This is a genomic window from Sandarakinorhabdus sp. (assembly GCF_032115815.1).
Taxonomy (GTDB): domain Bacteria; phylum Pseudomonadota; class Alphaproteobacteria; order Sphingomonadales; family Sphingomonadaceae; genus Sandarakinorhabdus.
This window is the reverse complement of the sequence record NZ_JAUMBI010000100.1, coordinates 1-23,140: the sequence shown is the minus strand read 5'-3', so window position 1 is coordinate 23,140 and position 23,140 is coordinate 1. Positions and strand designations below refer to the sequence as shown.

The 23,140-nt window shown below is 63.3% G+C and carries 24 protein-coding genes and 1 pseudogene; 14 read left to right on the top strand and 11 right to left on the bottom strand.

The genetic code is table 11. From position 1 onward, the window contains the following. The 3 genes from RT662_RS06220 to RT662_RS06210 form a co-directional block, all read left to right on the top strand. Positions 1-1,434: transferrin receptor-like dimerization domain-containing protein (locus RT662_RS06220; RefSeq protein WP_313669839.1), on the top strand; the 1,434-nt coding region annotated here is incomplete at its 5' end. Continuing rightward, positions 1,431-2,345 carry an alpha/beta hydrolase gene (locus RT662_RS06215; RefSeq protein WP_313669838.1) on the top strand — a complete coding sequence of 305 codons (915 nt, stop codon included), beginning with the start codon at positions 1,431-1,433 and terminating at the stop codon, positions 2,343-2,345. The genes RT662_RS06220 and RT662_RS06215, both read left to right, overlap by 4 nt. After that, positions 2,342-2,920, top strand: coding sequence for a glutathione S-transferase N-terminal domain-containing protein (locus RT662_RS06210; RefSeq protein ID WP_313669837.1), 579 nt, complete (start codon positions 2,342-2,344; stop codon positions 2,918-2,920). Before RT662_RS06215 ends, RT662_RS06210 begins: the two co-directional genes overlap by 4 nt. Here RT662_RS06210 and RT662_RS06205 read toward each other — a convergent pair. Genes RT662_RS06205 through RT662_RS06195 form a run of 3 tightly spaced genes read right to left on the bottom strand, consistent with a single transcriptional unit; the run spans position 2,917 to position 5,134 of the window. Next, the gene (locus RT662_RS06205) at positions 2,917-3,327 is read right to left on the bottom strand and encodes a GFA family protein (protein WP_313669836.1); all 411 of its coding nucleotides are present in this window, start codon (positions 3,325-3,327) and stop codon (positions 2,917-2,919) included. The genes RT662_RS06210 and RT662_RS06205 overlap by 4 nt on opposite strands. After that, the gene (locus RT662_RS06200; protein WP_313669835.1) at positions 3,324-3,677 is read right to left on the bottom strand and encodes a hypothetical protein; all 354 of its coding nucleotides are present in this window, start codon (positions 3,675-3,677) and stop codon (positions 3,324-3,326) included. The genes RT662_RS06205 and RT662_RS06200 overlap by 4 nt, the downstream gene beginning before the upstream one ends. Continuing rightward, a complete protein-coding gene (locus tag RT662_RS06195; protein WP_313669834.1) occupies positions 3,674-5,134 on the bottom strand; it encodes a coniferyl aldehyde dehydrogenase in 1,461 nt (486 codons plus the stop codon). Before RT662_RS06195 ends, RT662_RS06200 begins: the two co-directional genes overlap by 4 nt. A 159-nt stretch (positions 5,135-5,293) precedes the next feature. On the opposite strand from RT662_RS06195, the gene RT662_RS06190 reads away from it, so the two are divergent. Next, positions 5,294-7,024, top strand: a complete 1,731-nt coding sequence (locus tag RT662_RS06190) for a class I adenylate-forming enzyme family protein (protein WP_313669833.1) — start codon at positions 5,294-5,296, stop codon at positions 7,022-7,024. Positions 7,025-7,043: 19 nt separating this feature from the next. Here RT662_RS06190 and RT662_RS06185 read toward each other — a convergent pair whose 3' ends face one another. Beyond that, complete coding sequence (locus RT662_RS06185) at positions 7,044-7,748, bottom strand: TIGR02594 family protein (protein WP_313669832.1); 705 nt, start codon at positions 7,746-7,748, stop codon at positions 7,044-7,046. Between the two features lie 167 nt (positions 7,749-7,915). On the opposite strand from RT662_RS06185, the gene fsa reads away from it, so the two are divergent. Both fsa and RT662_RS06175 read left to right on the top strand, forming a co-directional pair. Continuing rightward, on the top strand, positions 7,916-8,569 hold the full coding sequence (gene fsa / locus RT662_RS06180; RefSeq protein WP_313669831.1) for a fructose-6-phosphate aldolase: 654 nt from the start codon (positions 7,916-7,918) through the stop codon (positions 8,567-8,569). Next, positions 8,532-9,503: a tyrosine recombinase XerC gene (locus RT662_RS06175; RefSeq protein WP_313669830.1), complete on the top strand. Its 972-nt coding sequence runs from the start codon at positions 8,532-8,534 to the stop codon at positions 9,501-9,503. The genes fsa and RT662_RS06175 overlap by 38 nt, the downstream gene beginning before the upstream one ends. A gap of 6 nt (positions 9,504-9,509) precedes the next feature. On the opposite strand, the gene RT662_RS06170 is transcribed toward RT662_RS06175, so the two are convergent. The 5 genes from RT662_RS06170 to RT662_RS06150 all read right to left on the bottom strand — a co-directional run bounded on the left by RT662_RS06170 (position 9,510) and on the right by RT662_RS06150 (position 14,040). Further along, positions 9,510-9,908, bottom strand: coding sequence for a TadE/TadG family type IV pilus assembly protein (locus tag RT662_RS06170; protein WP_313669829.1), 399 nt, complete (start codon positions 9,906-9,908; stop codon positions 9,510-9,512). Further along, positions 9,905-10,351, bottom strand: coding sequence for a TadE/TadG family type IV pilus assembly protein (locus tag RT662_RS06165; RefSeq protein ID WP_313669828.1), 447 nt, complete (start codon positions 10,349-10,351; stop codon positions 9,905-9,907). Before RT662_RS06165 ends, RT662_RS06170 begins: the two co-directional genes overlap by 4 nt. 26 nt (positions 10,352-10,377) lie before the next feature. Then, on the bottom strand, positions 10,378-11,634 hold the full coding sequence (locus tag RT662_RS06160; protein ID WP_313669827.1) for a pilus assembly protein TadG-related protein: 1,257 nt from the start codon (positions 11,632-11,634) through the stop codon (positions 10,378-10,380). A gap of 287 nt (positions 11,635-11,921) precedes the next feature. Beyond that, a complete protein-coding gene (locus RT662_RS06155) occupies positions 11,922-12,416 on the bottom strand; it encodes a hypothetical protein (protein ID WP_313669826.1) in 495 nt (164 codons plus the stop codon). A 244-nt stretch (positions 12,417-12,660) separates the two neighbouring features. Continuing rightward, entirely contained in the window at positions 12,661-14,040 is a 1,380-nt protein-coding gene (locus RT662_RS06150) for a M20/M25/M40 family metallo-hydrolase (protein WP_313669825.1), read from the bottom strand. Positions 14,041-14,134: 94 nt separating this feature from the next. Here RT662_RS06150 and RT662_RS06145 point away from each other — a divergent pair, with 94 nt between their 5' ends. Further along, entirely contained in the window at positions 14,135-15,388 is a 1,254-nt protein-coding gene (locus RT662_RS06145; RefSeq protein ID WP_313669824.1) for a dicarboxylate/amino acid:cation symporter, read from the top strand. Here RT662_RS06145 and RT662_RS06140 read toward each other — a convergent pair. Continuing rightward, entirely contained in the window at positions 15,379-15,789 is a 411-nt protein-coding gene (locus RT662_RS06140; RefSeq protein WP_313669823.1) for a DUF805 domain-containing protein, read from the bottom strand. The genes RT662_RS06145 and RT662_RS06140 overlap by 10 nt on opposite strands. Continuing rightward, positions 15,789-16,529, bottom strand: a pseudogene (locus tag RT662_RS06135) (ATP-binding protein); the annotation flags it as partial. The pseudogene RT662_RS06135 and the gene RT662_RS06140, both read right to left, overlap by 1 nt. Before the next feature lie 111 nt (positions 16,530-16,640). Here RT662_RS06135 and RT662_RS06130 point away from each other — a divergent pair. From RT662_RS06130 to RT662_RS06100, 7 genes are all read left to right on the top strand, one after another. Then, positions 16,641-17,288, top strand: a complete 648-nt coding sequence (locus tag RT662_RS06130; protein ID WP_313669821.1) for a Tn7 transposase TnsA N-terminal domain-containing protein — start codon at positions 16,641-16,643, stop codon at positions 17,286-17,288. Beyond that, positions 17,243-19,195, top strand: a complete 1,953-nt coding sequence (locus RT662_RS06125) for a Mu transposase C-terminal domain-containing protein (protein WP_313669820.1) — start codon at positions 17,243-17,245, stop codon at positions 19,193-19,195. The genes RT662_RS06130 and RT662_RS06125 overlap by 46 nt, the downstream gene beginning before the upstream one ends. Further along, positions 19,192-20,091: a TniB family NTP-binding protein gene (locus RT662_RS06120; RefSeq protein ID WP_313669819.1), complete on the top strand. Its 900-nt coding sequence runs from the start codon at positions 19,192-19,194 to the stop codon at positions 20,089-20,091. Before RT662_RS06125 ends, RT662_RS06120 begins: the two co-directional genes overlap by 4 nt. A gap of 3 nt (positions 20,092-20,094) precedes the next feature. Then, positions 20,095-21,240 (top strand): TniQ family protein, encoded by a 1,146-nt coding sequence (locus RT662_RS06115; protein WP_313669818.1) that lies wholly within the window; start codon positions 20,095-20,097, stop codon positions 21,238-21,240. 403 nt (positions 21,241-21,643) lie between these two features. Beyond that, positions 21,644-22,003 carry an IS66-like element accessory protein TnpA gene (tnpA, locus tag RT662_RS06110; protein ID WP_313669817.1) on the top strand — a complete coding sequence of 120 codons (360 nt, stop codon included), beginning with the start codon at positions 21,644-21,646 and terminating at the stop codon, positions 22,001-22,003. After that, positions 22,000-22,356 (top strand): IS66 family insertion sequence element accessory protein TnpB, encoded by a 357-nt coding sequence (gene tnpB, locus RT662_RS06105; RefSeq protein WP_313669816.1) that lies wholly within the window; start codon positions 22,000-22,002, stop codon positions 22,354-22,356. The genes tnpA and tnpB overlap by 4 nt, the downstream gene beginning before the upstream one ends. A 72-nt stretch (positions 22,357-22,428) precedes the next feature. Beyond that, positions 22,429-23,140: IS66 family transposase zinc-finger binding domain-containing protein (locus tag RT662_RS06100; protein ID WP_409530141.1), on the top strand; the 712-nt coding region annotated here is incomplete at its 3' end.

The following is a 23,140-nucleotide window of genomic DNA, read 5'->3' as shown; positions in this document are numbered from 1 at the left end:
TCCTATGCCGATGCGACCGAGATCCTCTCCCGCCTGAAGGGCGCGCCCGTGCCCAACGACTGGCGCGGCGGCCTGCCGTTCCATTACCGGTTTGGCGGTGACGACAGCGTGCAGGTGCATCTGAAGGTGCAATCGGAATGGTCGCTGAAGACCATTTCCAACGTGATCGCCACGCTGCCCGGATCGTCGAAGAAGGACGAATGGATCGTGCGCGGCAACCATTATGATGGCTGGGTGTTCGGCGCCTCTGATCCGCTGTCGGGCGAAGTCGCGATGATGAGCGAAGCCAAGGCGCTGGGCGCACTGTGGAAATCCGGCTGGCGGCCAAAGCGCAGCATCGTTTACGCCAGCTGGGACGGCGAGGAGCCGGGCCTTTTGGGCTCCACCGAGTGGGTGGAGGAGCATATCGCCGAACTGCGCCAGAAGGCGGTGGTGTACATCAACAGCGACAGCAATGGCCGCGGTTTCCTGGGCGTCGATGGCAGCGGGCAGTTCACCGCGTTGATCGGCAAGGCCGCTGCCGACGTGAAGGATCCGCAGACCGGCGCCAGCGTGGCTGACCGCTGGCGGGCGGGCGTGCGCGCCAAGGCGTTCGACGGCCTGCGCGGCAACCCCGCAGCACTGGCCGCCGCTGAATTGGCCGCCGATCAGCCGATGGACGCGCTGGGTTCAGGCAGCGATTACACCGCCTTCATCCACCATGCCGGCGTGTCATCGATCAACATCGGTTTTGGCGGCGAAGGCGAAAGCGCCGGTTCCTATCACTCGATCTACGACAGCTATGATCATTTCGTGCGCTGGGATGATCCGGGCCTCGTCTATGGCGCGGTGCTGTCCAAGGTGGCGGGCCGGATGGTGATGCGGCTGGCCGATGCCGATGCGCTGCCGGTGCGTTTTGGCCCGGTGGCCGGCGCGGCCCGCAGCTATTTCGGTGAGATCAAGACGCTGATCGAAAATCGCCGCAAGGAGGACGACAAGCGCGCCGGGCTGAGCGCCGACATCTACCGGTTGGGCAGCGATCCGCGCGATCCGCTGGGCCCGCCGCTGCCGAAAACGCCGACCCCGGCGCTGGATCTGGCCGTGCTCGATGCAGCGATCACCCGGCTGGACGGCGCCGCCAAGGCCTTTGATGCCGCGATTTCGGCCAAGGAGGGCAGTCTGACGCCGGCGCAAACCGCCGCGCTCAACGGCAAGTTGCGCGATATCGAGCAGACGCTGCTCAGCCCATCAGGCCTGCCGTTCCGGCCGTGGTTCCGCAACATCCTCTACGCCCCCGGCCGCTTCACCGGCTATGGCTCCAAGACGCTGCCGGGCCTGCGCGAAGCGGTGGAAGAGCGGCGCTTTGACGATGCCACCCGCGAAGCCGGGATCGCGGCCAAGGCGCTGGGTGATTATGCAGACCGCTTGAATGAGGCGGCGGGACTGCTGAAGTGAAGCGCGCTGCCCTTGTTCTGGCCTTGCTGGCCGCCACGCCGGCGCTGGCACAGCGGATGCGGCCGGCGGATGTCGATAAATTGCCGTCGTCCACCCCGGCGCTGACCGAGGCCTATGGCAAGGAACCAGCTCAGGTCGGCGATCTGCGCCTGCCGACGGGTCCCGGCCCGCACCCGGTGGTGATCGTCATCCACGGCGGCTGCTGGTGGAAGGGCTTTGCCACCCGCCAGAACACCGCGGCGCTGGCCAGCCGGCTGACGGAGTTGGGCTTTGCCACCTGGAACATCGAATATCGCCAGGCCGGCGAGACGGGACCGGATGGCAAGTACAGCGGCGATCCCGGTGCCGGCTGGCCTGGCACCTTCAAGGACTGGGCCGCCGCCACCGATCACTTGCGCGACCTCGCCAAACGCCACCCGCTCGACCTCAGCCGCGTGGCAGTGACCGGTCACAGTGCTGGGGCGCATGCCGCGCTGTGGGTGGCGAGCCGGCACAAATTGCCGAAGGACAGCGACATCGCCTCACCCGATCCGCTGAAGATCGGGGCGGTTGTGGCCATCGACGGGCCGGGCGATCCGGCCAGTGAGATCGAGACGTTCGAGAAGGGCTGCGGCGTGCCCGCTGGCACGGCGATGTTTGGCGGTCGTCCCGCCGATCAGTCCAAACGCTGGGCCGAAGGCAGCCCGCAGGCGCAATTGCCGCTGGGGGTGAAATCGGGTCTCGTATCCGCCAGCCTGTTCCTGTCGCCCACAGCCACGGCAAAGTGGGTCTCCGAAGCACGGAAAGGCAAGGACAAATCCAGCGCTCTCATCCTCGGCGGCACCGGCCATTTCGAGGTGATTGCGCCGGGCAGCCCTGTGTGGAGCCAGGTCGAAGCCTTTCTGGTCGAACAACTGAAGGTGGAAAAGTGAAACTCCTCGCCTCCCCAACTTCGCCCTATGCCCGCAAGCTGCGGGTGATTGCCCATGAACTGGGCCTCGCACTGCCAGTGGAAGACACTGCGCCGATGACCGATCCGGCGTCACTGCTCAGCGCCAATCCGCTCGGCAAGGTGCCGGCGCTGGTGCTGGACGATGGCAGCGCCATCATCGATTCTCCGGTGATCGCCGCCTTCCTGCTGGCCAGCGTGCCGGGGCAGAAGCTGATGGCACAGAGTGGCCATGATCATTGGCAGGCCCGCACCACCGAGGCGCTGGCCGATGGCGTGCTCGATGCCGCGATCATCCTCAGGTTCAACATGGCGCAGGGTATCACCAGTGGCCCGTGGGTGGACCGGCAATATCGCGCCATCGAACGTGCGCTGAGCGTGATGAACACCCGCGTTGGCGGCAGCGGCTTCGGCGACATCTGCATCGCGGTCGCCTGCGATTATCTCAGCTTCCGTTTCACCGATCTGCACTGGCGCGAGCACAACGCGGCGTTGGCAGACCTGACCGACGGGCTGCTGGCCACCCCGGCCTTTAAGGCGACGCAGCCGCCGGCCTAACCGTCGCGCCCGCGCGGCAGGCGTACTGCGCCATCGGGCACGGCGACCCAGGGATGCCGCCGTTCCTCGTACACGCTGCGCAGCGGCGGCGGGGTGCTTGGATCCGCAAAGAGGCCAGCCGGGATGGCAATCAGGCCGGGGTTGATGGCGGCGGTGAAGCAGATGGTACTGCCGCAATTGGGGCAGAAGCGGTTGACCAACGCACGGCCCTTGTCGCTGCCATGCGTGAAGGCGCGGGTTTCGCCGCTGATCGCCACATCGCCCTCCAACAGCCACAGCGCCATGCCGAACGGCGAACCGCTGCGGCGCTGGCAATCGGCGCAATGGCACATGTTGACGGCTTGCGGTTCGCGGGCCAGCCGCACCTGCACCGCGCCGCACAGGCAATGGCCAGCAAGGGTCATCATCGCCACGCTCTCCACAAGGCCAGCCCCAGCGGGACCAGGCCGACCAGATCAGCCACCGCGATGCTTCTCAGCGCAGCTGGCCGCCCGGCGCCTTGCCACAGGATCAGGAATGACAGCATCGACACCGCGGTGATGACGCTCGCCGCCCGGCGCACGCCGGGAACGGCGGCCGCCCACAGGCACAGGATGACAATGCACGCGAACAGGGCAGCGCGGTGGTGGAGCAGCAGGAAACTGCCATCCCCAGGCGCCACGCCATAAAGCCGGCTGATCAACGCCGGGTTGAACAGGGCGAGCGCCGGCAAGGCATGGATCAGCGCGAGCGCCGCCCATGCCAGCCGGTCGATCATTTCTTCAGTTCGCGCGCCAGTGCCTTGGCGGTTTTCGCGCCATAAGGCGGCTTGAAACCGGCCAGGCCCGCCAGATCGATCTTGGGCTGGCTGTAGATGGCCTTGGGATGGCTGAATTCCTTGAAGCCATCATGGCCGTGATAATTGCCCATGCCGGCCGGGCCGATGCCGCCGAACGGCAGATCTTCAGCCGAAACGTGGAAGATCACGTCGTTCACCGTCACGCCGCCCGAAATCGTGCGGTCGAGCACGCGGCGCTGTTCCAGTTCATCCTGCCCGAACCAATACAGGCCCAGCGGCCGGTCGCGGCGGTTGATCTCATCGATGGCGCCGTCCACCGCCTTGTAGGTGCGCACCGGCAGCAAGGGCCCGAAGATTTCCTCCTGCATCACCGTCATCTCGTCGGTGGCGCCGCGGATGATGTGCAGCGGCATCTTGTTGGTGTTCTGCTTGCTGAAATCCTCGTTCGCCGGGTTCACCACCACAACGTCTGCGCCCTTGGCGCGGGCGTCTTCCACATGCGCTTCCAGCCGCTCGCGGTGACGGGCGCCCAGCACGCTGGTGTAATCCGGGTTGGCCAGCATGGTGGGGTACATCCTGGCTGTGGCCGCCTTCAGCCCCTCGACGATCTCACCTTCCTTCTCTTCGGGCACCAGCAAATAATCCGGCGCCAGGCAGATCTGGCCGGCGTTCATCAACTTGCCCATCGCCACGCGCTCGGTGGCCGACGCCACATCGGCGGAGCGCGAAATGATGGTGGGCGACTTGCCGCCCAGTTCCAATGTCAGCGGCACCAGATTCTTGGCGGCGGCGGCCATTACGTGGCGGGCCACGCTGGTGGCGCCGGTGAAGATGATGTGATCGAACGGCAGTTCGGTGAACGCCTTGCCCACTTCCGGCCCGCCGGTGATCACCGCCATTTCGGTCTGGTCAAACGCCGCTTCCAGCACTTCCTTCATCAGCGCCGAAGTGACCGGCGTATATTCCGATGGCTTGATCATCGCGCGGTTGCCGGCAGCCAGCACACCAGCCAGCGGCGCGAAGGTGAGGTTCACCGGGAAATTCCACGGGGACAGGATCCCGACGACGCCCTTGGGCTGCCATTCCACCCGCGCTTTCGCACCAAGCAGGCCCATGGGGAAATCCAGCTTGCGCTTTTCGGGCTTCATCCAGGCATCAAGATGCTTCAGCGCATGCTTGAGCGGCTTGATCGACGCCATGATGTCGGTGACCAGGCTGAGTTCGGTCGAGCGGTGGCCGAAATCCTCGCTCATCGCGGCGGCAAAGCGATCCTTGTTGGCCAGCACCACATCAAGCGCGCGGTTCAACCGGTCGCGACGGGTGGCGGCCGTCACCGGCAGTTCGGCGGTGAAACTGGCGCGCTGCGCATCAAGCACGCCCCGCATGCTGGCGGCATCGCGGGCATCCCATTCAGCGGTTTTGGCGATCGTGGCCATGGCTCATCTCCCTTGTTTGTTTGGGCGCAGCCTAGGCGGGTTATCCGCTGCCGCCAAGCCGCCCACATTGAAGGGGAACTGCGCCGTTCTGACAGACTGGCGGGGCGCTGCGCTTTGCGGCATCGTGGCCGCAATAAAAACGCCTTGGGGAACTGATTAATGAGCAACTGGCCCGCCATGTCGATTGCCGAAGCCCACGCGCTGCTCACCGCGCCTGGGCAGCCGCTGGAGATGGAAACGGTTGCCATCCAGGGCCGGCCCACAAGGGTCTGGAAGAATGCGCCGCCCAGCCTGGCGCATTGTTTCGCCGCCGGCCGCGCCCATGGCGACAAGATCTTCATGGTGCTGGACGAGGAACGGGTGACGTTCGAAGCCTTTGCCCGCGCCACGCTGGCGCTGGCGGAGCGGTTAAAGGCCGATGGCCTGGTGAAGGGCGACCGCGTGGCGGTGGTGATGCGCAACCTGCCGGAATGGCCGGTGGCCTTCTATGCCGCCAGCCTGTGCGGGGCGATCGTGACGCCGCTCAACGCCTGGTGGACCGGCGGCGAACTGGAATATGGCCTGACCGACAGCGGCACCAAGGTGCTGCTGATCGACGCCGAGCGCTACAACCGCATCGCCGAACATCTGCCCAATTGCCCTGATCTGGAAACCATCTACGTCACCCGCGCCAGCGAACTGGAAATTGGTGATCCGCGCGCGCGCCGGTTGGAAGAGGTGATCGGCTGGCCGATGGACTGGGCCTCGCTGAAGGACCGTGCCATCCCGGCTGATGCCTTGGCGCTTCAGCCTGAAGACGACGCAACGATTTTCTATACCAGCGGCACCACCGGCAAGCCCAAGGGCGCGCTCGGCACCCACCGCAACATCTGTTCCAACATCATGGCCAGCGCCTCATCGCAGGTGCGCAGCTTCCTGCGCCGGGGCGAACAGCCGCCGGCGGCCGATCCGAATGCGCCGCAGAAGGCGACGCTTCTCAGTGTCCCGTTTTTCCATGCCACCGGCTGCCACGCCGTGCTCAACCCGGCGCTGGTGGCCGGCGTGAAGCTGGTGCTGATGAAGAAGTGGGACGTGGTGGAAGCCATGAAGCTGATCGAGCGCGAAAAGATCAGTTCGGCCGGCGGCGTGCCCACCATCGCCTGGCAGATCCTGGAACATCCCGACCGCGCCAAATATGACCTGTCGAGCCTGGAATCGGTGAGCTATGGCGGTGCGCCTTCGGCCCCCGAGCTGGTTCGACAGATCGCCAGCCAGTTCAAGGCCAAGCCCGGCAACGGCTGGGGCATGACCGAGACCAGCGCCACCTTCACCCACCACATGGCCGAGGATTACGAGCACCGGCCCGACAGCTGCGGCCCGCCGGTGCCGGTGTGCGACCTGCAGGTGCGCGACCCTGACGGCAAGGTGCTGGGGCCCAACGAGGTGGGCGAGCTCTATGGCTATGGCCCCAACGTGGTGAAGCTGTACTGGAACAAGCCTGAAGCGACGGCGGCGACCTTCATCGACGGCTGGGTGCGCACCGGCGATCTGGCCCGCATCGACGAGGAAGGCTTCTGCTTCATCATCGACCGCGCCAAGGACATGCTTATCCGTGGCGGCGAGAATATCTACTGCGTGGAGGTCGAGAACGCCATGTACGAGCATCCGGCCGTGATGGATGCCGCCCTTGTCGGCCGCCCGCACAAGAGTTTGGGCGAAGAGCCGGTGGCCTTCGTGACGCTGAAACCCGGCAGCGCGGCGACGGAGGAGGAATTGCGTGCCTTCGTGGCAGCGCGGCAGGCCGCCTTCAAGGTGCCGGTCGCCATCAATTTCAGCCACGAACCGCTGCCGCGCAACGCGAATGGCAAGATATTGAAGACCGAGCTCAAGAAGCTGGTGGCCGGAGGCTGAGTTCTCCGGCCATCCGGCCTTATTGCTCGTTGTTGGAGAAGCTGCCGTCTGCCCGCAAAATGCGCGGGCCGCCGGTGGGGGCCGGTGCGGTTTTTGGCCAGCGTGCGGTGAGAAAGCGGTCGCGGGCGAAGCGCTTCACGTTGACTGCGTCGGCCTGGTTGCCGCCCAGAATATGGTAGGCCGAGGCATCCTCGCCGACATAGAAGCCAACATGGCCCTGCCAGCTATCGCGGCTGCCGCGCCAGAAGGTCATCACTGCGCCGGGCTGTGGCACTGGGCAAGGCACGCCGAACTTGGTCCAGGTGCGGGCGCCCAGCGGGTTGGAGGTCAGCACTTCGCCGGGCAGGGTGAGGCCGATGCAATGGGCGACAAACAGGCCGCACCAGGCGATTTCATCCTTGGCATAATCGATGCGCAGCCGCCGCGCCCAGCCGATGATCAGCGGGTTGGAGCCAGGGCCGGTGTCTTCCTTCACGCCGATGGCGCGCTGGGCTTCGATGAACCAGGGCATCGACAGGCTGTGGATCGGGTCTGCCGCGGTTTGCACTTCGGTGGCGGCAAGCTTGGCCCGCGTGTCTTTGCCAGCAATGCCGTCGACCTCCAGGCCGTTGGCGGCCTGGAAGGCACGGATGGCGGCAATCGTGTCGCGGCCCATGACGCCGTCGATGGCGCCGGGGTCAAAGCCCTTGGCTTTCAAGGCTTTCTGGAGTTCAAGCGTCGTCATATCGGAAATCCCCCGATGGAAGTTGCCTTCGACCCTTGGGGAAAATTTACCATGGCGACGCCGTGTAGGACAGCCGTTGTCTGCGGGACCAAAAGCGATGGTAGGAAAGCCCGCCGGCATCGGTTAAAGCAGCCCCGAATCCTCCCTTCAAATGCTGGGCTGCCGCCATGAAATTCTTTGCCGATACCGCCGATGTTGCCGAAATCGCCGATCTGGCGGCCACCGGCCTGCTCGATGGCGTCACCACCAACCCCAGCCTGATCGCCAAATCGGGCCGCAACTTCCTGGAAGTGGTGAAGGAAATCTGCGGGCTGGTCGATGGCCCGGTGTCGGCCGAAGTGGTCGCGCCCGATCATGCCACGATGCTGCGCGAAGCCGCCGTACTGCGCGCGCTGGCGCCCAATATCTGCATCAAGCTGCCGCTCACGCTTGATGGCCTCAAGACCTGCAAGGCGCTGACCGCCGAAGGCGTGAAGACCAATGTCACCCTGTGCTTCTCGGCCAACCAGGCGCTGCTCGCGGCCAAGGCTGGCGCGACGTATATTTCGCCGTTCGTTGGCCGGCTGGATGACATCGGCCACGACGGGATGGAGCTGATCCAGGATATCCGCACCATCTACGACAATTATGATTTCAAGACGGAAATCCTCGTCGCCAGCGTGCGCAGCCCTGTCCATGTACTGGCGGCGGCGCGCATCGGCGCCGATGTCGCCACCATGCCGCCGGCGGTGATCCGCGCGCTCGCCGCCCACGCCCTCACCGATAAGGGGCTGGCCGCGTTCGATGCCGATTGGGCCAAGACCGGGCAATCGATTCTGTGATGGCAATCCTCTGAGCGCTGCGGCCGAGCCTCTGGCCGGCCTGATCGGCCGTTTTCTCGCCTATTCCGGCGACCAGCGCCGCCTGTCTGTCCACACGCTCCGGGCCTATGGCCTGACGCTGGATCGGTTTGACGATTTCCTGTCCACCCACCTTGGCGGGCTGGTGACCGGCGGCCGGCTGGCAACACTGACCGCCGCCGATCTGCGCGCCTTCCTGGCCTTGCGGCGCGGTGAAGGCCTGGCGGCACCGTCACTGGCGCGCGACGTTTCGGCCTTGAAGGGCTTCTTCGCCTGGGCGCGGCGCAACGAAGGCCTGGCCTGCGATGCCATTGCCGCGCTGAAAGCCCCGAAACAGCCGCGCCGCCTGCCGCGCGCGGTCACGCCGGCCGATGTGCGCCAACTGGTGGATGTGGTGAGCGACGCGGCGGCTCAGCCTTGGCTGGCGGCGCGCGACGCGGCGGTGCTGCTGCTGCTCTATGGGGCGGGTCTGCGCATTGGCGAGGCGCTGTCGCTCACCGCTGCTGCGCTGCCCCTGGGCGACGTGATCGCCGTGACGGGCAAGCGCGCGAAAACAAGGCAAGTGCCGCTGCTGCCGCAGGTGCGAATCGCCATCATGGATTATGTGGAAAAATGCCCGTTCGAACTGGTGGGAGATGGCCCACTGTTTCGCGGGGTGAAGGGCGGCGCGCTCGATCCCGGCACGGTTCGCCGGGCGGTGCAGGCAGCCCGCGCCGCCATGGGCCTGGCCGCAAGCGCGACCCCGCACGCGTTGCGGCACAGTTTTGCGACCCACTTGCTGGCGAGGGGCGCTGATCTGCGGCAGCTGCAGGAACTGCTCGGCCATGCCAGCCTGTCGTCAACGCAGATCTATACCAAGGTTGATGCGGCGCAGTTGCTGGATGCGTGGGCGGCCGCGCACCCCCGCGCGGAGTAGCCGCGATCAGGCGGGGCGGTAAACCCGGCGCGTTTCGGTCATCGTGATCGGCTCCACCTCGATGAAGAACAGATTGAACCGCGGGTTCACCGTAACGGTGATGTCCACGAAATTCTGGCCATTGGCAGTGCCGGGGGTGATCGTGGGCTGTGTCATCACACCGCCCAGGCCAAAACTGTTGTCAAGGATCGTGTTGGCGATGGCAGTGTTGCTGCGGAGCGGAAACAGGGTCGCCATGCGGGCGCCTTCACCAACGCTATGGCGCAGGCCGGCATTGGCCCAGAACACGGCGCCGATGCCGAAGAACACGAACACGAACGCCAGGAACAAGGGCAGCGTCATCGCGAATTCGGCGGCGGTGGCGCCGCTGCGGTTGCGGGCGACAGAGCGGAGCGTGCGGATCATTGCAGCCGCACCGCAGCATCACCGGTCAGCATAAAGCCGCCGTTCTGGCCATCGCCGTGCAAGAGGCCGCCAAACGAATAATTCGGCACATATTCGGCCTGCACCCGCACTGAAACAAAGCGGGCAAAGGTCTGCCCGGCCGGGCAGAAGCTGTTCCAGTTGCTCTGGCGCACGCCGTTGCATTCCAGCCAGTTGTCCACCGTCAGGGATTGCACCGGCTTCCCATAGGCCGCGCGTACTTCCGGACCGAGGTAGCTGAACGAACCCGTGCCGATGGTGCCAGGCGCCACGGCCAGTTCGATCCCGCGCTGGGCCGCCTGTTCCAGTTGATGCTTTTCCCAGAAGGCCAGGCCCACATCCATGCCAACGAACAGCAGCCCGGCCAGCACTGGGGCAATCAGCGCCATTTCGGCACCGGCAGCGCCGGCGCTGCAGCCACGCAAGCGGGTAAGGAGACGCCGGGCCTGCATCATGCCACCAGTTTGATCTGTGTGCCGCTGAACGAGCTGGCACCGCTGTTGGCCGGGCAGACATTCTGGATATTGGTGTTGCCGCGCCAATCGACGCGACGCGCCACGATCTGGATGCAGCGGGTGTTCATGCCGCTGGTGCCGTTCATCTGCAGTTCCTGGCGCGGGAAATAGAGCGCGCCTTGCAGCAGACTGGTGCTGTTGCCGTTGATGATGTTGGTGGCCATGTTGCTGGCGCGGCGATCCTGATAGAACAGGATGCCGGCATAGGTGCCCGTGCTGGGCGCCGTCATGTTGAGACGCGCACCGCCTTGCATGCTGACCGTGGCCACGTTGCTGGTGTTGCTGGCGGCGTTGGTGGCGGTGAGGATGAACACCGCGCCGTTGGCTGTCACGTTTGCCTGGCTGCCGAAATTCACACTGCCCGTCACATAATAGACGCCGGGGTTGAAGGTTGCGGTGCCGCTGACGTCGATATTCCGGTAGGTGCCCGCGCCAAACGTGTTGGAGCGGTTTGGCTGCACCCTCGCATCGTTGTTGCTGCTGGCGATGTTGGGCGGATCGGGCAGATTGCGATAGGGATCGCGCAGGGGCAGCGCATATTCCTGGCGAACGGTGCCGGTGGCATAATTGCCGGGCGGCACATTGCCCACTGCCGCCACCGGGCTGGCCGTGACGAAACTGGCGCCGTTTGCGATGATGCTGGTCGTGCTGGGCGCATTGCTCATCATGCCACAGCCCAGGTTCACCGTGGCACTGCCGCCGATCGGAATGCCGGGGGTATTGGTGTTTTCGAGGGCCAACACGCAATAATCGCCATTGCCCACGATTTCGGCCACGGCGCGAGCGCTGATGCGCATCGGGCCGCGCATCACCATGCCGGTGAACGGCAGGTTCATGTCGGTGGCCAGGATCACCTCCACCGCCGCAGAGGCGTCGCGGAAACTGCCGGACGTGGCCGGACTGTTGATCACCGGCGTGATGGACATGGAGAAGCCGCCATTGCGGGTGATGTCGCCCAATGCGGCCGCTTGCACGGCCTGACTGCCAAGGCCCGTCGTCTGGCTGAGCTGATATGCGCCGGCGATGGCGCCCGAATCGGCGGCGCGTTGCATCATGCGCTTGGTCAACGTCCATTGGATCGTGTCGCTGGCCAGACCAGCCGAACCGATCAGCACCGGCATCATCAATGCCGTCAACGTTGCGATATTTCCCCGCCGGCTTGTCTGCAGCCGGCGCACCCAAAAGCCGCCCATTACATTCACGCCCTGTTGTTACGCCACGAAACTGGCTCCTACGACTGGTCTCATTACCCGATCATGAGTCAATTTTGGGTTAATCGCTGCATTTTTCCCGATTGCACTGCCAATCATCATGGAGAAAGCGGCAATTTCAGTGTCTGATTGCCTATGATTTGTTGATGAAAATGTGCAGTTTGGCGCACTCGTCACAGATCTGGCCGCGTTGCGGTGCCGCTTGATTCGAAAAATGGTAAACAGAACTGTTAACAATCGTAATTTACTGGTAAGGATTTTGCCGACTCTCACGCCGTCGGGCCGGCTCCAACCTCGTACGTTGCAGTGCAGCCGTCGCAGTGGATCGCGCCGGCCATGCGCTCTTCCACCAGGCCGGCCGTGGCTTCGACGCTGATCGGCACGCCGGCCGACGAGAACAGGCCGGCAAAGGGCAGGTGGGCGATGCGGTAAAGCCGCACGCGCACCACAAGCGGATCGCCCGCGAACGGCCCGGATGATGGCCCCTGTTCGATAATCGGAGTGAGGTTCAGCGCCGACTGTCCCTCGCTGGCCAACTGGGCGTGCACCGTTTCGACGACAGCGCGATTTTGCGACAGGGCTTCGGCACCGGCCAGCGCCGCGAATTCCGCCTGGCGCTGCATGATCCGTTGCTGCAGCGTCCAGTGCAGCGTGTCGCTGGCAAGACCGGCAGCAGCCATCAGCGCCGGCATAAGCAATGCCGTCACTGTTGTCAAACTGCCGGCCTGATCCTTGGCCAGGCCCAGCCCCCTACGGCTGAACATCAAAACTTAACCTTCCTTTTTAATAAGTAATTGCGCTCTGTATTTTTATCACTATTCCTCCGATTCGTAACCGACTTATTTATTCAATGATTATTTACCATTGTTTACTGAAAATAGTCTTTGTTGCTGGAATCATCGACTCTGTTGCCGGTGGGTTTTAGATTCGCGATTCTTGGCTCATCCACACGCATGGCGGCACACCAGCCTTGTGGCTGGTTGGGCAGTCCGGTTGTGAGGGCAGGGCCTATCCGGCCAGGCGGCGCAGGATGATGTCCCAATGGCGCAGGGCCGGTGCGATGGCAGTTTCCGGCACGCGTTCGTTCAGGCCGTGGGCGAAACTGTCTTCCTGGCGCATGAACAGGCTGGATACGCCGTACGACGGGATACCCAGCGCCCGCCAGAACACGCTGTCGGTGGCGCCGGCGTCCATGCCGGGGGTGGCGGCAAGGCCGGGCGCCCGTGTTGAAACGGCGGCCTGCACGGCGGCCGTCACGTCGGGCCGCAGTGGTGACGCCGGCGTGACCGGCCAATCGGTGCCGGTGGCGAAGGTCACGCTCGGATCTTCGGCGATGCGCGCCAGTTCGGCCTGCACCGATGCGATGCTGGTGCCCGGGAAGATGCGGCAGTTGACCGTGAGCGTGACGCGCTGCGGCAGCGCGTTGGGGGCGTGGCCGCCGGTGATCATGGTGGGCACGCAGGTGGTGGCGATCTGGCCGATGGTGCCGGGATTGGCGCGCAGGGCAGCAACGGCCCCTGCATCATCCGGATTGGCGGCAAAGCGGCGCACCGCTTCGCCCAGCGCATCGGTGCGCTGCCGGCCGGCCTCGGCCAGCGATGCCCGGGTGATGTCGTTGATTTGTACCGGCCAGCGGTGCCCGGCGATGCGCGCTGCCACCAATCCGATGCGGGCAATGGCATTGCTGGCGGTGGGAGTGGAACTGTGGCCGCCGGGATCGGTGATGGTCAGCTGGAAATCGGCATAGGATTTTTCGGCCGCCTGCAACTTGTAGAAGAAAGGTTTGCCCTGGGCGTCCAACCCGCCACCGCCGCCATCGCTGTTCAGCATGAATTCGATGCCCAGCGCGGCGGCCTGTTTGGCCTGCACGGCGCTGGCGATGCCGTCGGTCTCCTCGTCGCCCGAAAGGAACAGGTGGATATCGCGCGCCGGCTTGAAACCGCTGGCCTTCAACTGCACCAGCGTGGCGATCATCACGGCGACATCGAACTTGTTGTCCTGCACGCCGCGGCCGAAGATATAGCCGTTTTCGGCCACAGCGGTGAACGGCGGCCGTTCCCAATCGGCTGGATTGGCTTCCACCACGTCCAGATGGCCGGTCAGCGCCATGGGCTTGGCCTTCGCCTTGCCGGCAGCGCGCCAGACGAAATGGAAATTGGCGGTGCTGGCCAGTTCGTCGATCTGGATATCGGCGGCGTTGAAGCCGGCCTGCACCAGCGCATCGCGATAGAAGCGGGCCAGCGCAGGGGTCTGGCCGCGGCCCTTGACGCTGGCGATGCCAACACTGTCCATCAACAGTCGCTTGGCCTCCCCGGCGTCGCCGGGGGCGGCATGCGCGGGAAAGGCAGTGCAGGACAGGGCGAGGATGGCGGCGAGTGTGCGGATCATGACCCAAGACTGCGCCGCACGCGCGCCGGCTGCAAGCCTTTGCGCTCGGTTTCCGGCTTGACGGCGCCAAGGCGCTGCCCGAAGTCAGGCAACCATGAAGCCCACCAACTCGCTCACCCGCTGGATCCTGATCGGCCTTGTGGCCGGGCTTGGCGTCGGCTGGGCGATCAATGCCAGCGTGTCGGCGGAGCAGGCCAAGGAGATCGCCGGCTATCTGTCGATCATCACCGATGTGTTCCTGCGGCTGATCAAGATGATCATCGCGCCGCTGGTGCTGGCAACGCTCACCGTTGGTATCGCCCACATGGGTTCGGGCGGGGCGGTGGGCCGCACCTTCGTGCGCACCCTTGCCTGGTTCATTGCGGCATCCGTGTTCAGCCTCGGGTTGGGCATATTGATGGTCAATCTGCTGGCGCCCGGCGTGGGGGTTGGCTTGCCGCTGCCGGCGATCGATGCGGCATCGGGGGTTGCCAACAAGGCTTTCAACCTGAAGGAATTCATCGGGCACATCTTCCCGAAATCCATCATCGAGGCGATGGCCACCAACGAAGTGCTGCAGATCGTGATCTTCAGCCTGTTTGCCGGCGTGGCGCTGATCCAGATGGGTGAACGCGCAGAACCCATCAACAAGGGCCTGGATGCCATCATGCACATGATGCTGGTGATCACCGGCTATGTGATGAAGGTGGCGCCGTTCGCGGTGTTTGCCGCCATCGCCAGTTCCATCGCGGTGGAGGGGCTGGGCATATTGGTCACCTTCGGCAAGTTCGTCGGCGGATTTTACCTGGCGCTGGCGGTGTTGTGGGCGTTCCTGTTGGGCGCCGGCGCGTTCGTGCTGGGCTTTGGCGAGGTGAAGCGGCTGATCCCGACCATTCGCGAACCGTTCCTGATTACGTTCGCCACCGCCTCCTCCGAAGCTGCCTATCCCAAACTGCTCGACGCGCTGGAGCGCTTTGGCGTGCCGTCGCGCATCGCCAGCTTCGTGCTGCCTTTGGGCTACAGCTTCAATCTTGACGGTTCGATGATGTACTGCGCCTTCGCCAGCATCTTCATCGCGCAGGCCTATGGCATTGATCTGTCGCTGGGCCAGGAAATCGCCATGCTCGGCCTGTTGATGATCACCAGCAAAGGCATTGCCGGCGTGCCGCGCGCCAGCCTCGTGGTGATCGCGGCGACGCTGCCCTATTTCAACATTCCCGAAGCCGGCCTGTTGCTGATCCTGGCGGTCGACCATTTCCTCGACATGGGTCGCAGCGCCACCAACGTGATCGGCAATGCAGTGGCCACCGCCGTGATCGCCAAATGGGATGCCGGCACCGACCAGCCGGATGCGGCGGTTCAGAAATAGAGCGTCGGGTTTTCCGGCGCCGGCAGCGGGTCGGTGCCGAAGCGGTTGTCACCGGGGGTGCCGGGACGGGTCATCCACCAGATGTTGATCAGCGTGCCGATGGTGGGCAGCAGGGTCACCAGATACCACCAGCCGCTCATGCCCTGATCGTGCAGTCGGCGCACGCTGACGGCGAGATGCGGCACGAAAAACAGCAGCATCGCGGCCAGCAGCAGCTTGCCATTGAAGATGTCGGCCAGCAGATCGGCGCCGAGCAGCATCACGTCGATCGTTGCTGCCACGCCGGCCACCACCGCCCAGAACAGGGTGAACCACCAAAATTCGGCCCGGCGCGAGCGGCCCCGGAAATCGAGGCCGCGCCGCAGCGGCGTCAGCATCCAGTGGAGCGGCGATTGTTCCATCAATTCACCGGCGGCCGGCGGCGGTAGGACAGCGCCTCGGCAACATGGATGCGCGCCACGCCCTCGCTGCCGGCCAGATCGGCGATGGTGCGGGAAACGCGCAGCACCCGGGCAAAGCCGCGCGCCGACAGGCGCAACGTGTCGGCAGCCTGGGTGAGCAGACGCTGGCCTTCGGCATCGGGAGTTGAATGGGCGGTAAGATTTTCGCCGTCAGCCTCTGCATTCATGCGGGTGGCAGTGCCGGCATAGCGCGCTGTCTGCCGGGCCCGCGCGGCGGCGACACGGGCAGCGACCTGTGCGCTGCTTTCAGCCGGTGGCGGCAGTGTGAGATCGGCGGCCGAAAGCGCCGGCACCTCAACATGCAGATCGATGCGATCGAGCAATGGCCCGGACAATTTGCTCTGATAATCGGCGGCGCAGCGCGGGGCGCGGGCGCAGGCTAGGCCGGGATCAGCCAGATGGCCGCAGCGGCACGGGTTCGTCGCGGCGATCAGTTGCACGCGCGCCGGATAGGTGACGTGCGCGGCGGCGCGCGCCACCTGCACCTGGCCGGTTTCCAGCGGTTGGCGCAGCGAATCGAGCACGCCGCGTTGATATTCGGGAAGTTCGTCGAGGAAGAGGACACCAAGATGGGCGAGGCTGACCTCGCCGGGACGCGCCTTGGCACCGCCGCCCACCAATGCCGGAAATGATAGTGTATGAGACAATAGGTGGCCAAACGGGCCCATTTCGACCAGTCTGAGAGGTGTTTTGAAGCAAAGTGGATGAGACAATCCTGCGTATATGAAGAGTGAATGAGAAAATCTGCCATGCGAAAGATACCGCCTACAAGGCAATCCCTCAGCGGGAAGATGGCGTCGCGTCACCTTCCCGGAAAGGTGGCGTTTGAATCGCTGCTCGAACGCGACTTCCTGTATTTGCTGGAAGCCAATGGGCACTTGAGGGCGGTCAAGACGCAGCCCCGGACCGTCCAGCTGAAGGTCAATGGAAAAAAGCGGCCGTACACGCCCGACGTGGAGGTCGAGTGGCGCGAGGGCGTTGATCTTCCGTTTGGGGTTTCGCGTGCGATTTTCGAGGTGAAGCCGTTCGAGGTTCTGCGGGCCAAATTTGACGAGCTTGCTCCCAAGCTGCGGGCTGCGCGGGCCTACTTCGAAGAGGAAGGCATCGCCTTCAAGGTCGTGACCGACCGCTACATCCGCGGGCCTCTGTTGGAACCGGCCAAGCTGGTGGTTGAAGGTCTTCGTGCCGGCGAACCTTCGAGGGACGCAGGCCTTGCTGTGCGAAAGGCGATCTCCGACGCTGGCGGCACGATCACGCTCAAAGCACTCAAAGACGCGTTGACCCCGGCCTTCGAATGGCCCCGGCAGCGCGACAACGCGATCTGGTTCTGGATTGGGTGTGGCTGCCTTCAGGCCGCGGACCCGCTGACGATTTGCGATGACACCCCCCTCCAATGGTGGACAAGCTTGACCTCAATAAGGGACAATATCGAATGCTGACGGAAATCCGTTCTGGAAAAAAGGCTTGGTGGAAAGGCAAGCCCGGCACGATCACGACGGTGGTCGGTTTCTCTCAGGTCGGTTTCCTGGCTGACGGAGCAGGCGAACCTGTCTCGGTTCCAGTAAGTGAGCTCGAAGGCGAAAAGCCGGCCATTCCAGCGCCGCCAGCAGTAGCAGCGCTGAAGCCCTGGCAGCTGCAGGTGGCACAACAGCGCTTCGATGTGCTGAAGCCGTTTTTGAAATCCGGACAATACGGCAACGAAATGCGCGCCGCGATCAAGGCTGCTCCTCCCAGTGCCCGGCTCAGTGCCGCCACTGCATACAGGCTCATTCATAATTGGAGAGCCTACCCTGAACTGTCTTCACTTGCTCCGCGCATCCCATCAGGTGGCAAGAACAAAAGTCGGCTTGGTTCCGAACAGGTCGAGAAGGCCATGTCGGATTGCATCCTCAACAAGTACGCCGTCAGGAGCGAGCCGACGGCGCGGCACGTTTACGAGCAAAACCTCCCAGAATTTTGCCGTGCCTACGACTGCGAAGTGCCGAGCTATGACGTTTTCACCCGGCGGATCCGGCGGATGAGAGCCGATATCATTGCCAAGGGACGCAAGGGGTCCAAGTATGTTCGCCGTCACTTCGGCCAATATATGGGGTCCAATCCACTCAGCACCGGACCTCTGCACTGCGTTCAGATGGACTTCTGGGAAGCACACGTCTTGCTTGTCGACTCGGCAACACGACAACCAATCGGTCGACCCTATCTTGCCCTTGCCAGCTGCACGACCACCCGAATGCCATATGGGTATTATCTGTCGTTTGATCCGCCCAGCGCCAGCACCGCCGCGCTTGCCATTATGCGCGGCGCCCTGCCCAAAGACGAGATCCTCAAGCGGCTGAAGATCGACGGCGAATGGCCAGTGTGGGGTTTTCCTTCGATCCTGCACCTCGACAACGCCCTCGAATTTCGCGGCACGGTGTTGGAGAATCTGGCAATACGCGACAACAAATTCGAGATCATCCATCGGCCGGTCCGGGAGCCGCACTTTGGCGGAAGCATCGAGAGCCGGTTCAAGATGCTGGCAACCAAGCTCTACCATATCCCCGGTTCGACGGGTTTCAATCCGATGAACCGGCCCCATGCCAAGGCCGTTGAGCCGACATACACGATCGAAGAATTTGAAGAGATCATCGTTACCATTCTTCTGGCACATGCCCTCACGGCGAGCCCTTCGCTGGGCGACCGAAGTCCCATGGATGTCTGGAAATCCTACTTCTTCGACCGGAATGGCCAGCAGATCAACGAGCTCAAACAGATACCGGTGAACCCCGAGCGGCTACTGGTGGAGTGTTTGCCGTTCAAGGATGTCGCGCTTGGGCGCGACGGTGTGGTCTGGGATTACATGATGTATGACAATGCCGAGCTATCAAGCCTCAAGAAGGAGCTCGATATCACCAAAAACAGCGTCAAGCTGGAAGTGCGGCGCGACCCACGTGACATCACCACCATCTACATGCTCAATCCGATCACCGGCAATTACAGCAAGCTGCAATGCGCTGAACGACACAGCGAAGCTATCCCACTCTGGAAGTGGCGCCAGTCCAAGGAAAAAGTGCCCAAAGGCGAACGCTCGGAAGAGACGATCAACCGTTACCGGATTCGACTCAATGAGATCCAGGCCAACGCGATCGATGCAACCAAAAGCGCGAGAAAGGGCAAGGAACGCCTGAAGCATGGCCTGAAGATGAAGTCCGCGGATGAGGATCTGGTCCGCGTTGTCAGTGGCAAGCCGTCTTCAGATCCGCTGGCCGTCGATGACAGCCCGGGGGATGAAACAACGAAAACGCCTGAGAAGCCCGCACTGCCGCCGGCATCGCAGCGGTTCAAGAAGCGCACGGTGCTATTTTGAACGAAAACCTTGATGAAGACCTCCACGACCTGCTGGGCCTCCCCGCAGAGGAACGTATCCTCGCACGCTGGGAGGACATCTTCATCAACCTGGATATCCTTGAGCCGGTGTTCCAGGCCTTGAAACACATGGCCAGCCAGCCAGATAAGGAGCGGCAGAACAACCTGCTGATCAGCGGGGAGTCTTCTGTTGGAAAGTCGAAGACGCTTCAGCACTACGTGAACGACGTTATGCGGGAGGCACGCGCAACAAAGCCCCGGCTATCGTCAGAATATGCCAACATCCCGTCATTTCGCATCAGAACGCCGGTCACTGATGAAGCGACATTCTATGTGCGTATCCTGGAAGCTCTGGGCCGGAAAGACCGCAGGGAACGGTCATTGCATCGCTTGTCCCATGATGCCGTCGAGATGATGCGGCGATGCGGCGTGCGGCTGCCCATCTTTGATGAGTTTCACAGCAGTGACCCTGAAGAAGTCGGCATTCGCACCTTCGGCGCCACGCTCAAAGACGTCGGTGCCACGATCCAGCGGCCGATGGTGTTGGCGGGAACCGAAAAGGCCGTCAAAATCATCGACAAGGATCCCGAGCTCAGCACACGCTTCACTCACATTGAAATGAACCGTTTCGCTTCAGCAAACGGCGATTTCCAGGACATGCTCTACAACTTTGAAACAAGGATCCCGCTGCGGAAGGCCTCAAACCTGGCTGACGCCCCACTTTGCACTGTTATCTTCAATCTCACGCGGGGTTTGATTGGTGACGTGTCGATACTGTTGAGCAGCGCAGCTGTGAAAGCCGTAGAAACCGGCGAAGAGCAGATTACGCAGGAAACTCTCCAAAGCCTTGATTTTGCAAAGAGCCAGCAGCGCCGCCTCAGGCGGTGGCACGCATAGGTGATGGCGACGATTGCGCCCTTTGCGTTCCGCCCTGAGCCGCTCCCGGACGAACTGCTGTCATCCTGGATGCTCCGAACCGCCGCCGGGATGCTGATGAAGCCCTACGACTTCACGCACACCTACTGGCGCTCCAAGCCGCCGGCGCTGACGCGGGACATCGATCGGATGGCGCCGGCCAACATTATCACCGGCATGGCGGAAGGGACCGGCATACCGCTTGCGCGGGCATATCAGACGACGCTTGGCGGATATGCCGGCAGCCTGTTCGGCGAAATGAACGCGCAGGGGTTTGCGCCCTGGATCATGCCGGTCGGGGTTCGGCACCGAAGCCGCCAGTCGTTTGGCCAACAATTCTGCCCAAAATGCCTTGCGGAGGATGAGCGGCCCTACTTCCGGCGGGCTTGGCGGATTGCCACGTCATCGGTGTGCGTGCGGCATGAGGTGGTGTTGGCTGACCGCTGCCCTGACTGCGGTGAAAGCGTAGCTGCACACCGTTCACCGAGGCTGGATCGGTGCTGGAAATGCGAATGTGCGTTGCGTGATGCTGTCACGCGAGTCGCAGACCCGGAAGTGCTGCGCCTGCAGGCTGGGTTCGAGCTCGCCATCAAGAATGGCTGGGCCGTGCTTGGTCAAGGCGTGGTGCATTTCGCGCCGCGCTACTTCTTGCTCGTGCGTCAGTTGCTGTCGCTGGTTTCACATGGGCCGCGCAGGACGCGGTTCCTGCGTGCGATCGGCGAGCATCGATGGGCGCATCGGATGCCGGGTGGGCCCATCGAGCCGGCGGGGGGCATCGAATATCTGACGCCGTCAGCGCGGCACGACCATTTTGCAATGGTCGCATGGCTGCTGTGGGGCTGGCCCGACCTGTTCGTCGAGGCTGCGCAGAAAGCCGGGATATGGCAGTCATGGGCACTCAAGGACATGAGAGACGTTCCGTGGGACTATCAGCGGGCTGTAAGACCGGATTTGGTGAGGGCGAGCTACCAACCTACTGACGGCGAGATATCGGCGGCGATTGGGTTCTTGGATCGTACGCGGGATAGGGTTTGGCTGGATGAGCTTGTGGAGTTGATCGGTGATAACAAGGATCTGAAACAAAAAGGTTTAGTGAAATTTGTAAACGAATTCAGAGTGATGGCGGGCTAGGCGATGAAATCTATCTCGGTAAGTACACGGCCGAGGGTAGTTGTTCAGAAGCTGGGTTAACTTTCGAAGAACCCTGCCTGGTGAAGCTCTGCCCTCAACATGCGCAGCACCCCTTCAAGATAGGCCTGCAGCTCCAGAAAAATAACATCAGCCAGCTTGTCGTTCACGCCGTGCTCCCTCATGAGGGCCGGTAGGTCACCGACCTTGTCCTCAGGGACGACATAAATCTGTCCATGGCCATTTGTGCCAGTCTGATCTGCGTAAGCGATGGCTGGGCACCGCGGTTTCTGGGTTTTGCTGATTGTGGCACTCACGCTTTGTGATGTGACGCAGGGCGCGATGTATGAAGCTACAACCGGAGCTATCGATGTATTCTACGAACCGGGCGCGGCCGATTGAGGTTGTGCCTGGTCCCACGGGTCGCAGGCGCTGGCCTGACGATCTGAAGGCGCGGATTGTTGCCGAGACGCTGCTGCCTGGCGCCAAGGTGATCGAGGTGGCAGCGCGCCATGGATTGCTGCCCAACCATATATCGGCTTGGCGTTCGCTTGCCCGCAGAGGCCAGCTGGCTCTTGCCGATCGGGACCTGCCGGCCTTCGTGCCGATCTCGGTGCAGTCCGACGCAGCGGTAAACGATCAGAGCCAGCGCAGCGCGGCAGCAGAGTTGCGTCTCTGCGTCAGCGATCTGACCCTGCATGTGCCAGAAGGCTTTCCAGCGCATCAGGCTGCCGCCCTTGTTGCAGCGCTGCGTTCCGCGCTGTGACCCCGCTGGAAGACTCCGGGCTGCGGATCATGGTTGCTACCCGGCCGGTGGATTTCCGTCGCGGCCACGACGGCCTTGCCGCCTATGCCCAGATGGCGCTGGGCTTTGCCCCAACGCAGGGTCTCGTGCTGGTCTTTCGTGCCCGTCGCAGTGACCGGCTCAAGATCCTCTACTGGGACAGCAACGGCATCGTGATGAGCTACAAGCGCCTGGAAGCAGGCAGCTTCATCTGGCCCAGGCCGGGCGATGCCGTGATGGGGCTCACGAAGTTGCAGTTCCAGGCCCTGTTTGCCGGCCTCGACTGGCGCCGGATCGCAGTGCCAACCACATGCCTGCCGCGTGTGGCAGAGTGACTCTCGTGGACCGATATTGCTGTCATTTATCAACGATTTGCGCTATGAACGGCCATGTCCGCAGACAGCGCCTTGCCGGTCGATCTGGACGCCTTGTCGCCTGAAGCGCGGCAGGTGATCGCGAGCCTGCAGGCGCAAGTTGCGCACCTGACCGAGCTCACTGCCGCACAAGACGTGATAATCGCAGAGCTGAAGCATCTGACCGCTCGGCAAGAGCATCTGATCGCCGAGTTGCGCCACGCGCGCTTTGGTAAAAAGTCTGAGAAGCTCAGCGAAGACGAACGGCAACTGGCGTTCGAAGACCTGGAGATCGCCGCGGCTGAGACCCAGGAAGCCATCGACCAGCTGCCAACACCGGACGGCAAGCCCCGGCGCAAGCGCGCCAAGCGCAACCGCGGCAACCTGCCAGCCAACCTGCCGCGCATCGAACAGGTCATCGAGCCTGATAACAAGATCTGCGCCTGTGGTTGCACCAAGCTGGTGGCCATCGGCGAAGACCGCAGCGAACGGCTCGATGTCATTCCGGCCCAGTTCCGGGTCATCGTCACCGTTCGCCCGCGTTATGCCTGCAGCCGCTGTGATGCCGGTATCCTCCAGGCGCCGGCGCCGCCCCATCTGGTCGAGGGCGGTCTGCCGACCGAGGCGCTCATGGCCCATGTCGCTGTCGCCAAATTTTGCGATCACTTGCCGCTCTACCGGCAAAGCCAGATCTTCGCCCGGTCCGGCATTGATCTCGACCGCTCGACGCTGGCGTCGTGGTGCGGGGTCACTTCGCATCACCTCA